Annotated in this window: 10 protein-coding genes, 1 pseudogene and 1 riboswitch; of the genes and pseudogenes, 2 read left to right on the forward strand and 9 right to left on the reverse strand. The window is 69.2% G+C overall.

The window, feature by feature from the left end:
* Positions 1-239: 239 nt before the first annotated feature.
* The 8 genes and pseudogenes from IE140_RS17225 to IE140_RS17255 form a co-directional block, all read right to left on the reverse strand.
* On the reverse strand, positions 240-1,184 hold the full coding sequence (locus IE140_RS17225; RefSeq protein WP_093441123.1) for a Ppx/GppA phosphatase family protein: 945 nt from the start codon (positions 1,182-1,184) through the stop codon (positions 240-242).
* The gene (locus tag IE140_RS17230) at positions 1,181-1,795 is read right to left on the reverse strand and encodes a DUF501 domain-containing protein (protein WP_100561775.1); all 615 of its coding nucleotides are present in this window, start codon (positions 1,793-1,795) and stop codon (positions 1,181-1,183) included. The genes IE140_RS17225 and IE140_RS17230 overlap by 4 nt, the downstream gene beginning before the upstream one ends.
* Positions 1,796-1,843: 48 nt before the next feature.
* Positions 1,844-2,323 (reverse strand): FtsB family cell division protein, encoded by a 480-nt coding sequence (locus IE140_RS17235; RefSeq protein ID WP_010071007.1) that lies wholly within the window; start codon positions 2,321-2,323, stop codon positions 1,844-1,846.
* Between the two features lie 94 nt (positions 2,324-2,417).
* Entirely contained in the window at positions 2,418-3,698 is a 1,281-nt protein-coding gene (gene eno, locus IE140_RS17240; protein ID WP_006125111.1) for a phosphopyruvate hydratase, read from the reverse strand.
* A 323-nt stretch (positions 3,699-4,021) separates the two neighbouring features.
* Complete coding sequence (locus IE140_RS17245; protein WP_093441129.1) at positions 4,022-4,729, reverse strand: transglycosylase family protein; 708 nt, start codon at positions 4,727-4,729, stop codon at positions 4,022-4,024.
* A 5-nt stretch (positions 4,730-4,734) separates the two neighbouring features.
* Positions 4,735-4,913: riboswitch (cyclic di-AMP (ydaO/yuaA leader) on the reverse strand.
* A 288-nt stretch (positions 4,914-5,201) separates the two neighbouring features.
* The gene (locus IE140_RS17250; RefSeq protein WP_189460503.1) at positions 5,202-6,257 is read right to left on the reverse strand and encodes a transglycosylase family protein; all 1,056 of its coding nucleotides are present in this window, start codon (positions 6,255-6,257) and stop codon (positions 5,202-5,204) included.
* A gap of 176 nt (positions 6,258-6,433) precedes the next feature.
* A pseudogene (locus tag IE140_RS36045) lies at positions 6,434-6,622 on the reverse strand (cytochrome P450); the annotation flags it as partial.
* 95 nt (positions 6,623-6,717) lie between these two features.
* On the reverse strand, positions 6,718-8,826 hold the full coding sequence (locus tag IE140_RS17255) for a recombinase family protein (protein WP_150198014.1): 2,109 nt from the start codon (positions 8,824-8,826) through the stop codon (positions 6,718-6,720).
* A gap of 283 nt (positions 8,827-9,109) precedes the next feature.
* Here IE140_RS17255 and IE140_RS17260 point away from each other — a divergent pair, with 283 nt between their 5' ends.
* Together IE140_RS17260 and IE140_RS17265 are read left to right on the forward strand one after the other, a co-directional pair.
* The gene (locus IE140_RS17260) at positions 9,110-10,429 is read left to right on the forward strand and encodes a cytochrome P450 family protein (RefSeq protein ID WP_150198011.1); all 1,320 of its coding nucleotides are present in this window, start codon (positions 9,110-9,112) and stop codon (positions 10,427-10,429) included.
* Between the two features lie 138 nt (positions 10,430-10,567).
* On the forward strand, positions 10,568-10,918 hold the full coding sequence (locus tag IE140_RS17265; protein ID WP_229826828.1) for a hypothetical protein: 351 nt from the start codon (positions 10,568-10,570) through the stop codon (positions 10,916-10,918).
* A gap of 83 nt (positions 10,919-11,001) precedes the next feature.
* Here the strand turns inward: IE140_RS17265 and IE140_RS17270 are convergent, their stop codons facing one another.
* Positions 11,002-12,015, reverse strand: a complete 1,014-nt coding sequence (locus IE140_RS17270) for a nucleoside triphosphate pyrophosphohydrolase (protein ID WP_150198009.1) — start codon at positions 12,013-12,015, stop codon at positions 11,002-11,004.
* Positions 12,016-12,079: the final 64 nt, after the last annotated feature.

Consider the following 12,079-nt stretch of genomic DNA (forward strand, 5'->3'; position numbering starts at 1 on the left):
GTCCCTTTTCACCCGGGCGCAACACCCGTGGAACGTGCCCGCGACGCCCCTCCGCGGCCCCGAGGGTGCCCCGGAGGGGCGTACGGACCCCGAACCGCGCCCGACAGGGCCCAATTCCTTGTGAAGAAGTTCACGAACTTTCTCGCGGCACGCCCCGGAAGGGGACCGCCGAGCCGCCCGCCGAAGCCGGTGGGCGGCTCAGATGTGCAGGTCGCGAAGCGATCGAGCGCCGGGCCCTGTCAGCCCGCCGCGCTCCACGCGATGCCGTCCAGGATGTCGTGCTCGCTCACGACGACCTCGTGGGCTCCCGTCCGCTCCATCACCGCGAGCAGGACGAGCGCCCCGGCCCCGATCACGTCGACCCGGCCCGGGTGCATCACGGGGATCGCGGCGCGCTCCTCGTGCGTCGAGCGCAGCAGGTGCTCGGTGATCGCGCGGACCTGGCCGCGGGAGACCCGGGAGTGGTGGATCGCCCCGGAGTCGTACTCCGCCAGCTCCAGCGCGATCCCGGCGACCGTGGTGACGGTGCCCGCGAGGCCGACGAGCGTGCCCGCCCCGGTGAGCGGCACGGTCTTCTCGGCGATGTCGAGGGCGGCGTCGATGTCCGCGCGGATCGCGGCGGCCCGCTCGTGGCTCGGCGGGTCCATGACGGCCCCGTCCACCACGAGGTGGCGCTCCGTCATCCGTACGCAGCCGATGTCGACGGACCGGGCCGCCTCCACCTGGTCCGAGCCGAGGACGAACTCGGTGGAGCCGCCGCCGATGTCGACGACCAGGTACGGCTTCGTCAGATGGTCGCTGCCGGCCAGTTCCTTGGTGGCCCCGTCGAAGGAGAGCTGGGCCTCCTGGTCGCCGGTGATCACCTCGGGCTCGACGCCCAGGATGTCCCGCACCCCGGCCACGAACTCGGCGCTGTTCTCGGCGTCGCGGGAGGCGGAGGTGGCGACGAAGCGGATCCGCTCCGCGCCGAGCTCCTCGATCGCGGCGGCGTACGCGCGGCAGGCCGCGAAGGTCCGCTCCAGCGCCTCGGGGGCGAGCCGGCCGGTCCGGTCGACGTCCTGGCCGAGGCGGACGATCGTCATCCGCCGGTCCAGCTCGGTGAAGGAGCCGGTGGCGGGGTCGACGTCGGCGACGAGGAGCCGGATGGAGTTGGTGCCGCAGTCGACGGCGGCGACCCGGGTCACGCGCCCTTCCCGTCGGCGGGGCCGTCCAGCGGGCGGAAGGCGAAGTGGCCCTCGTCCCCCTCGTCGACCGTCCACCCGTCGTCCTCGCCCGTCGGCGCGCACGGCGCGACACAGGGGCCCTTGGCCCACCACTCGGGCAGCATCGCGATGGCCTCGTCGCCCAGCGGGTTGACCCCGGGCCCGGCGGCCAGCGAGTGGCCGACCAGGACGTGCAGGCACTTCACCCGGTCCGGCATGCCGCCCGCGCTCGGGAAGCCCTCCAGGACCTCGATGGCGTCGCGGCGGGTGATGTAGTCCTCGTGCGCGGCCCGGTAGGCCTTCGCCAGCTCCGGGTCGGTCCCCAGACGGGCCGTCATCTCCTTCATGACCCCGTTGGCCTCCAGCGTGCCGATCGCCGAGGCCGCCCGGGGGCAGGTCAGGTAGTACGTCGTCGGGAACGGCGTGCCGTCCTCCAGACGGGGCTGGGTCTCCACCACGTCCGGGTTGCCGCACGGGCAGCGGTGCGCGATGGCGCGCAGACCGCGCGGCGGGCGGCCGAGCTGCTGCTCGAACGCGGCGATGTCCGCGTCGGTGGGCTTGGTGGACTCGGTCTGCGGAGGGGGCGTTTCCATGCCTGCCTTGGTTCTGCTCGAAGCTCGTTGAGGGGGTCGCGGGTCCGGTCAGCCGCGGTCGTCACGGTCGGCGCTGTCCACGCCGTCCCAGAGGTTGGAGTGCCAAGGGCGGTCGCTCGCCCCGGGCTCCGACCGACGGTCCTTCGCCGCGTCGGGGTCGGCCACGGTGTAGCCGGTCTCCCCGGGAAGTACGTAATGCAGGTGCTGGCGGGCCAGACGCATGATGTACGCGTCGTCCTGGAGCCGCGCCTTCTCGTCCCGCAGCTCCTCGGTGCGCCGCTGCGCCTCCTGCGAGAGCCGCTCCTGCTCGGCGATCTCGTCGCGCTGGGAGACGTACTGCCGCATCGGATAGGCGAGCGCCACCACCAGGGAGCAGACCACCAGCGCCAGGAACGCGGCCCGGCCGGTGAGCCGGGAGCGGCGGGCCTGGCGGCGGTTCTGGGACCGGTACACGCGGGCCGCGGTCTGCTCGCCGAGCAGCCGCAGCCTGGTCGCGGTGGAGAACCGGTCGCGGTCCTTCCCGGCCATGTCTCCCCGCCTCCCCATCACATACGTCCGTCCCCGCACACGGTACGGGACCGGGTGCGGGGACGGGCGGAGGCCACCGACTTGACGCTGCGGGTCAGCCCTTGAAGCGCGGGAAGGCGGAGCGGCCCGCGTACACCGCGGCGTCGTCGAGGATCTCCTCGATGCGCAGCAGCTGGTTGTACTTGGCGACGCGGTCCGAGCGGGCCGGGGCGCCGGTCTTGATCTGGCCGCAGTTCACGGCGACGGCGAGGTCGGCGATGGTGACGTCCTCGGTCTCGCCGGAGCGGTGCGACATCATGCACTTGAAGCCGTTGCGCTGGGCCAGCTCGACGGCGTCCAGGGTCTCGGTCAGCGAACCGATCTGGTTGACCTTGACGAGCAGGGCGTTGGCGGAGCCCTCCTCGATGCCGCGGGCCAGGCGCTCGGGGTTGGTGACGAAGAGGTCGTCGCCGACGATCTGCACCTTGGAGCCGATGCGGTCGGTGATGACCTTCCAGCCGGCCCAGTCGTCCTCGTACAGCGGGTCCTCGATGGAGACCAGCGGGTACGCGGAGACGAGCTCCTCGTAGTACTCGGTCATCTCGGCGGCCGAGCGGGACTTGCCCTCGAACTCGTAGACGCCGTCCTTGTAGAACTCGGACGCGGCGACGTCGAGCGCGAGCGCGATGTCGCGGCCCGGGACGTAGCCGGCCTCCTTGATGGCCTCGACGATGAGGTCCAGGGCGGCGCGGTTGGACTCCAGGTTCGGGGCGAAGCCGCCCTCGTCGCCGAGTCCGGTGGACAGGCCCTTGGTCTTGAGGACCTTCTTCAGCGTGTGGTAGATCTCCGCGCCCCAGCGCAGGGCCTCGGAGAAGGACTCCGCGCCGATCGGGGCGATCATGAACTCCTGGATGTCCACGTTGGAGTCGGCGTGCGAGCCGCCGTTCAGGATGTTCATCATCGGAACGGGCAGCAGGTGCGCGTTCGGGCCGCCGAGGTAGCGGAAGAGCGGCAGGTCGGACGCCTCGGAGGCGGCGTGCGCGACGGCCAGCGAGACGCCGAGGATGGCGTTCGCGCCGAGCGAGGCCTTGTTCTCGGTGGCGTCCAGGTCGAACATCGCCTGGTCGATGAGGCGCTGCTCGGTGGCGTCGTACCCGACGAGCTCCGGGCCGATCTGCTCGATGACGGCGAGGACGGCCTTCTCGACGCCCTTGCCCTGGTAGCGGTTGGGGTCACCGTCGCGAAGCTCGATGGCCTCGAACGCACCGGTGGAGGCGCCGGACGGAACGGCAGCACGGCCCGTGCTGCCGTCGTCGAGGCCGACCTCGACCTCGACCGTGGGGTTGCCCCGGGAGTCGAGGATTTCCCTGGCTACGACGACGTCGATGGACGGCACGAGGCATCTCCTTCTGGGATCTGACACTGGTTGTGCAGGGTCACTGTGGCCTTGCGACCCGAGCCTATCCGGCCCGGCCGCGTCCGTCGGCCGCCCGCCCGCCTCCTGGGACGAAAAAGGACCCAAGGGCCTGCATAACGGGACAGAACTCTAGATATCTACTGGTCGGTAACAACAAGAGGTGAACGCAACCGCGCTCATCCGCGGCCTCTCCCGACGAAGAACCCGGCCCGGCGCGCAGGGGGGAAGAGCGCGCCGGGCCGGGAAGCCGTGCGAGGAGGGGTGCCGCCGGACACCTCTCCTCCGGGGAGGAGAGACGGCGATTACTTCAGGTGGAGCTGCTGGCCCGGGAAGATCAGGTCCGCGTCCTCGACGATGTCGTCGTTGAGCTTGAAGAGCTTGCTCCAGCCGCCCTTGACGCCTTCCTTGTCAGCGATCTTGCTCAGGGTGTCGCCGGCCTTGACCTTGTACTCGCCGTCACCCTTCTTGACCTTCTCGCCGGTCGGCGTGGTGACGGTCTTCTTGCTCTCAGCCTTGGGCGCCTCGCGCTGCTCGCTGCGCGTGGTGGGCTGCTCGGCCTGGCGCTGGGGCTGCGCCTGCTCGGGCTTGCTCTCGGACTGGCCGGAGCCGCCGGGGTTCACGCCCGGGTCCACACCGTCGTTGGTGAGGCCGCCGGCGCCGGCGCAGGCCCAGGCACCCGGCCCCTGCATGTCGAGGAGCTTCTCGGCGGTGGCGATCTGCTGGTCCTTGGAGGCCAGGTCGGCGCGCGCGGCGTACTGCGTACCGCCGGCGGCGGCCCAGCTGGACTGCGAGAACTGCAGTCCGCCGTAGTAGCCGTTGCCGGTGTTGATGGACCAGTTGCCGCCGGACTCGCACTGGGCGACGGCGTCCCAGGTCTCGACGGAGGCGGCGGAAGCGTTGGTCGCGCCCATCAGCGGGACGGCGACGGCGGCACCGGTGACACCCGCGAGGGTGGCGATGCGGGTGGCCTTGGACGGGCGGCGGTGCTTGCCCTTGCTGTTCAGCAGCATGGAACGAATCTCCTCACCGACGCCTACGAGGTGAGCTGTCGGGTTCGGGCTGATGAGTTGCCCGGCCGTGCGTCCTTGCGCACGGCTTCACCCCTAGCCGGTCCCGTACGCCCCCTCGGAGGGGGCCGTGCGGACCCGGCGGCCTACCTGGGTCCCCCGCTCCTGCCTACGGCGCTTACGCGTCTGTTCCCTTCGACCGACGGCAGGATTCGGCGTGACGGTCGACGGGGCCCGCGGTGCGAGCGGGTTAGACCGTAAACACAGGCAACCCCGACATTCAAAGACGGACATAGGGGGCAATAGGCTCGAACTCGCGGCGACCAGCGAGCTGTTTCCGCAGGTCGGGGGTGATGTGCGCGAATGGACCGGAAGAGGCGCGTGAGTTGAAGCAAAGAGACCCATGTCTCACTTACGCAAAGTGGACATAGGCCTCTTAACTGCCTCTACTTTCGGGGCTTTTTCCCGAATTGAATCAGTTGGCGGCTGGCGCCTCGGCGGACTCATCGGCGTCCTGCGGCGTGGACCGGTCGGCGTCCCGGTCCTGGCCCTGCTCAAGCCCCAGATCCAGGTTCTGGCCGGGCAGGATCAGGTCCGGGTCGGAGCCCAGGAGGTCCTTGTTGGTCTCGTACAGGCCGGTCCAGCCGCCGGGGAGTTCCTGGGCGTCGGCGATCGCCCAGAGGTTGTCGCCGGGCTGCACGGTGTACGCGCCGGGGGTCGCCGCACCGCCGTCCCGTGCGTCACCGTCGCCGCGCGAGGCATGCCGGCCGGATCCGCGCGGGCCGTCCTCCTGCCCCGACTCGGCCTCCTCGGGCGCGGGGGCGCCGCGGTGCTTGCCGCCCTTGCCCTGCGAGGCGTCGGGGACGGTGGAGGGGTCCGTGGCGTCGGGGGCGGTGGAGGACGGCGGGGTGGTGGGCGTCACCGAGGAGTCGGGGGCTTCACCGCCCTTCTCCGCGTCACCGCTGTCACCCTTGCCCGCCGGCTCACCCTTCTCACCCTCGCCGGCCTCATCACCCTTGTCGTTCTTGCCGGACTCATCGGCTTCACCGGACTTGCCGGATTCATCCGCTTCGTCGGGTGCGTCCGCTTCGTCGGTCGGGGTGGTCGTCGGGTCGGGGGCCGGCGAGGTGCCCGGGTCGACGCCCGGCAGGCTGCCGTCCACCGCGAGACCCGAGATCACCGCACAGCTCGGCCACGCCTTGGGCCCCTGGTCGTCCAGGATCTTCTCGGCGACGGAGATCTGCTGCGAGCGGCTGGCGAGGTCGGCGCGGGGCGCGAACTCCGTACCGCCGTACGCCGACCAGGTCTCCTGCGAGAGCTGGAGCCCGCCGTAGTAGCCGTTGCCGAGGTCGGCGCTCCACATTCCGCCGCTCTCGCACTCCGCGACCCGGTCCCAGGTGGTGGCCTCGGCGGCGGTCGCGCCGCTCGCCCCGAGCAGCGGGATGGCGATGGCCGATCCCGTCACCCCGGCGGCGACAACAATGGCGGGTGCCTGGCGAGGGCGGCGGTGTCTGCCGTTCGCGGAGCCCATGGGTATGCCTTCCGTGCGACTGACAAGCGAGTGACCTGAGCGCCGCGCAGCGGGATTCCGTGCCTGCGTCGGCGCACAAGTGACGCGTGAGCAACGTGCGACCGACGCGTCGAACCGTGAACCTAGCGGGACTCGAACGTGTGTCACAAGTCGATGCAGCGCAGATCACGTGAAAGTCACAGAGTTGACAGTGCGTCACTTTTTTCGGAACGGTTTCCCGGCTCGAACTCGACCGGAAGGGTGCGCAGTCCACGCATGATGAGCCCGCCGCGCCAGCGCAAATCGGTAGGTTCTTCCGCAAGTCGCAGGTCAGGAAGGCGTCTCAGGAGTGTGGCGAGCGCGGTCTGCCCTTCCAGCCGGGCCGGATCAGCCCACGGTTGCGTCACACCATGTCGCGAGCTTCACCGGCCGGCCGAGCGGAGCAGCCCCGATCCAGTGACCAGCAGCGCGCTCTCCTCATCTACGGCAGGGGGTACGCATCGCCGCCGATGAGGTTGACCGTCGTTTCAAACTCCATCCGACCAGCAGAGGGAAGGTGGACATGGCCAGGCATGTCCACCTTGACCGCATCGCGATCAGGGGTCAGGTTCTCCCTCTTGCCCTGGGGCGCCTCGCACCGCACCTCCGCGAGCAGCCCTACACCGAGCCGACCGGTGATCGTGAGCGTGGGAAGGGCGGGCCTGCGGTACGCCTCCACTCCCTTCTTGTCCGCGCCGAGAACCTGCATGACCTCGGGCCAGGCCCCCTTTTGCCACCACGTGAGCTGGCGCGACCGCATGGGGTCGATCGGCCCCCAGTCGAGGGGCATGCCGCTCCACGCAAGGCCGCGCCGAAGGCGGTGGAGCATGCCGCAGAACTGCGCACGGATGTCGTACTCCGTGGTGAAGTGCTGCTTCGCCTTCCCGTGGAAGAAGGTGCGGAGGACGGCGAGAACCGTCTCCCATTCCGCGTCCGTCGGGTCCGGAGGAACGAGAGTGCCGGTCTCCCAGTGCCACTGGCTCACTGCGCACTTGACGCCGGGCTTCAATGTGTTCTCCATCGTGCCGGGGGCGACCCTGATGTTGAACATGTCGAAAACTTCCCGGCGCTCCTCCAGCGTCATCGTTCCAGGGTGCTCGCGGGCACCGTTCGCGATGCCGAAGAGGTTGTGCGCCTGGCGCTCATGCGCGCTGTACGCCTCCAGCCACTGCTCCGCGCACTTCTTCTGCTTCCGGAACTCCTCGAGTTCCTGTTGCATCTCCTTGACCGACGCCTTGAGGACGGCGGGATCGACCCCGGCCCTGATGTACTCGGGCACCTTCCGGTTGATGAGGTCTTCCTGGGTCGCGATTCTCGTGTCGAACTCGGTGACCCTCTCCAGGTACTTCGCCCTGTCACCCGGCAGGCTGCCGGCCCACTCGGCTGCCATCGCGCGAAGGCCTCCTCCATCCTTCATGAGCCTGGCCAGTTCCCCCCAGACAACACCCTCGATCCCATCTGCGTTGAAGTGCGGCTCGCCGCAGGATCCTTCCTTGCCGGTCGTCCCCCTGCAACGGTAGGCGCGCGCTTCCCCGCTCCGACCGGCACCTGTGTAGACCTCGCCGCACTGGCCGTCGATGCGTCCGCTGAGTGGGTAGACCTGATCCTTGCTGCGGCCGTTCTGGAAGCCGATCTTCTTGAGCCGCTCCATGAGGACCCTGGTGCGCTCCTCACTGAAGATGGGCGGAACACCGATCTTCAGCGGGTCGCCATGAACCGGAGTGCCGTCCTCGCGGCGCAGGGTCGTGTTCCTGCCGTTGCCCCTGCCCGTCTTCCGATAGACCACGTAACCGTCGTGGATGGTTTCGCTCCAGAGGCGGTTACGCAGATTCCCGACGGTCCAGGGCACGCCGCTGCGAGTGAACAGCTTGCGCAAATTGAGCTCGTCGCATGCCTTGGTGTAGTTCATGCGCTGGTCGACGATGAGATCGACGGCCGTGGAAAGCACCATGGACTCGTGGTCGTCGGTGACGAGAACACTGAACTTCTTCCGGCGCTTGCCGACCCAGGTGGTGTCCTGGGCAATCCTGTATCCGTAGGGAGCGGGGCCACCTGGCCAGCCGCCATAACTGATCTTCAGCTCACGACCGGCAAGGGTGCGCTCCTTGATACGCAGCCACTCCATCTCGGAAAGAGTGACGTACCGCATGAATTGGGACCAGCCGACCTCGTTACTGGTGTCGATGCCCTCGGCGACCGAGACGAAGTAGATGCCGAGGTCTGCCATGTCCCAGGCCCACTGGTAGGCGGCGCGGGCCGTGCGGCCGACGCGATCGACGTTGGGGACGAGGATGCGGTTGAAGTGCTGCTGGTGCGCGTCGCGGACCAGGCGGTCCATCTCAGGACGCCTCTCCAAAGCGCCGGAGACCGCTTCATCAACGTACTCGTCGTACACGGCGGCGTCAGGATGGCGGTCGAGCCAGCCATGGCAGATCTCGTCCTGAACTTCGAGACCGAAGCCAGAGAGCTGGTCCAGGGTCGAGACGCGGGCGTATTTCGCCACGATGATCGCGCCGGATTCAGATAAGCGCGAGCGTGCCACAATGGGCATGTTCAGTCCTCCGAGACTGTTCCGTCCCCGGGGTGGTTGCACACCGCCGGGAAGGTTCCGGCCTCGTTGCGCTCGCTACAGCGCTCTGGGGCCGGTGCCGTTTCCGGGCAGGTTACCCCAGTTTGGTAACCCGAGGAGAATTTCAGAAGTAGCCTGCGCTCTGCGGGCAGGAGTGGTAGTTCCTGCTCAGCCGACTGGATCGGGAAGCAGGTACAAGTCCCCCGTCGCGGCGGGACCCAGCCGAGGCAGGCGTGGATCCCCTCGTCGTCGAGATCTCAACGCCATGCCCGTGGCCCCTCCCCGTACAAGCGCCCGATACCGTCGCCAGGTGAACGACACCCCGACTCCGGAACTCTTCTCCTGGGAGTTCGCGACCGATCCTTATCCCGCGTACGGCTGGTTGCGGGAGCACGCGCCCGTGCACCGGAAGGAATTGCCCTCCGGAGTGGAAGCGTGGCTCGTGACCCGCTACGCCGACGCACGGCAGGCACTCGCCGACGCACGGCTCTCCAAGAACCCCGAGCACCACGCGGACGACGCCCCGGGCCGTGCCAAGACCGGTATCCCGGGGGAGCGCGGTGCGGGCCTCATGACACACCTGCTCAACATCGACCCGCCGGACCACACCAGGCTGCGCCGGCTCGTCTCCAAGGCGTTCACCCCGCGCAGGACCGCGCTCTTCGCCCCACGGGTCCACGAACTGGCGAACGGTCTCATTGATGCCTTCGCGGAGAAAGGGGAAGCCGACCTCATCCACGAATTCGCCTTCCCGCTCCCCATCTACGCGATCTGCGACCTGCTCGGTGTGCCCCGCGAGGACCAGGACGACTTCCGTGACTGGGCCGGGATGATGATCCGGCACGGCGGCGGACCGCGCGGCGGCGTCGCCCGCTCCGTCAAGAAGATCCGCGCCTATCTCTCCGAGCTGATTCACAAGAAGCGCGCGGACCCGGGCGACGACCTGATCTCGGACCTGATCCGGGCCAGTGACCACGGTGAGCACCTCACCGAAAACGAGGCCGCCGCCATGGCGTTCGTGATCCTGTTCGCAGGTTTCGAAACGACCATCAACCTGATCGGCAACAGCGCCCACGCGTTCTTTCGTCACCCCGTTCAGCGATCCGTCTTCCAGGATGCAGTGGAACGGGGCGACGGCTCCCTCATCGACAGCGCCATCGAGGAACTGCTGCGCTTCGACGGCCCGGTGGAGATCGCGACATGGCGGTACGCCACCGAGAGACTGGAAATCGGGGGACAGCCAATCCGGAAGGGCGACCCGGTTCTCGTGGTCCTCGCGGCGGCGGACCGTGACCCCGAGAGGTTCAGGAGCCCCGACACCCTCGACCTCACCCGCCGGGACAACCAGCACCTGGGATACGGCCACGGCATCCACTACTGCCTGGGCGCGCCCCTCGCACGACTGGAGGGACGTACTGCTCTGGAGACGCTGTTCCGTCGGCTGCCGGACCTGCGACTCGCGGTGGACCCGGCCGATCTACGGTGGCGTGGCGGCCTGATCATGCGGGGCCTGCGCACCCTCCCGGTCGAGTTCACACCGGAAGCATCAACCAGGTCTTCGCGGGCCGATAACTCACCTCATTGAGGTGACCCCGACCCTGGGGAGTGCGGTGGAGATGAGCCGGACAGAGGCCGCCGTGCTCGTGCGGCGGATCATGGATGCGGACCGCACTCCCGAAGAAGAGGCGGATGGCTGGTTGGGCATGCTCCACAGGGCCATGTCATGTCCGACCATCCGGGAGGCCATACAGACCCTGGTGGGGAGGCCAGGATCACGGATCATCACGACGAGCGGCGGCTTCTGAGCGGAAGCACCCTCGTCGGCACGATTGGCGTCGATGCCCCAGGAATGCCCTGGCAGCGCGGACACTTCTCTCCTGAGCCTGCCTTCAGCCGGTTCAAGCCCTGGTTCGACGAGATCCACGCCCTTGTCGAGGCAGCGGATCTTGGACGGTTCGACGACATCTACGACCTCATCGAAGGTGCCCTGACCCTGGAGTCACCATCGGGGCCCGTTGGTGAGCTTCTCCTGCACATCGGTCAGGAGCATGCTTGGTTCCGCTGGGACCCGTAGGCAGCCAACGCCGGTGTTCCAGGCGACGGGCAGGGCATGGAGGGTCGAAAGCTCCCGGTGGCGGTGGGGAGCAACCGAGCTCCCTACCGGGCGTCCGGTCCCCCCTCCACCGCCAGGATCGCGTCCCTGTACGCCCGGGCCGCCGCGCGCAGCGCGGCCTCCGGGTCGGCGCCGTTCGCCTCGGCGGCCACGGCCAGGGCGAGGAGGTCGTAGCCGATGGAGTCGCCGGCGGGCTCTCCCGTCGGGAGGGGGACGTCGAGGCCGGCCGTGCGGACGCGGCTGCCGAGCTTCGCGGCGAGGGCCAGGCCCGGCTGGCCGAGGGGGACGCCTTCGGTGACCGAGGTGCGCTGCTTCTCGATCGCCTTGGTCCGCAGCCAGTGGGCGTGGACGTCCTCGGGGGTCTCGGCGGTCTCGTCGCCGAAGACGTGCGGGTGGCGGTGGATCAGCTTCTCGACGAGGCCGCCTGCCACGTCGTCGATGGCGAAGGGTTCTTCGGGGTCCTCCTCCGCGATGCGCGCGTGGAAGACGACCTGGAGGAGCACGTCGCCCAGTTCCTCGCGCAGTTCGGTCCGGTCGCCGTCCTCGATCGCCTCGACCAGTTCGTACGCCTCCTCGATGGCGTACTTGGCGAGGCCCCGGTGCGTCTTCTGCGAGGTCCAAGGGCAGGAGCGGCGGATCCGGTCCATGACCTGGACCAGGTCGAGGAGACGGGCGCCCGGCAGGTCGTAGGAGCCGGGGAGCAGTTCCAGGTCCGGCATCCGCATCCGGCCGGAACCGCCCAGGCGGGCAAGGCCGTCGGTGAGGGGGGCGTTGCCCTCTCCGCCGGTCAGGACGACGACCGTCCGGCCGCCCGCGCAGTCCGCGACCAGTTCGTCCGCGGAGGGCGTGGCGTGTTCGACGTGTACGCCCGCCTCGCGGAGGTAGGGCAGCTGCGGCTGGTCCGGGTCCGCGCACAGGACGCGGTCGGCGGCGTGCAGGGTCTGCCAGGCCGGCCAGGACAGCAGGCCGGGCGCGACCCGGTGGCTGGCGGTGAGCAGGACGATGCGGCCGGGGTCGGCGGGGGTCTCGACGGAGGCGTCGGGGGCTTCGGCGTTCACCCTGCGAACCTACCTCCGGAAGGGAATCCGCCTCCGGCCCGCAGGCCCCGCCTGCCGCCCGCCG

It is taken from the genome of Streptomyces parvus (assembly GCF_014648875.1).
GTDB classification, from domain to species: Bacteria; Actinomycetota; Actinomycetes; order Streptomycetales; family Streptomycetaceae; genus Streptomyces; species Streptomyces parvus.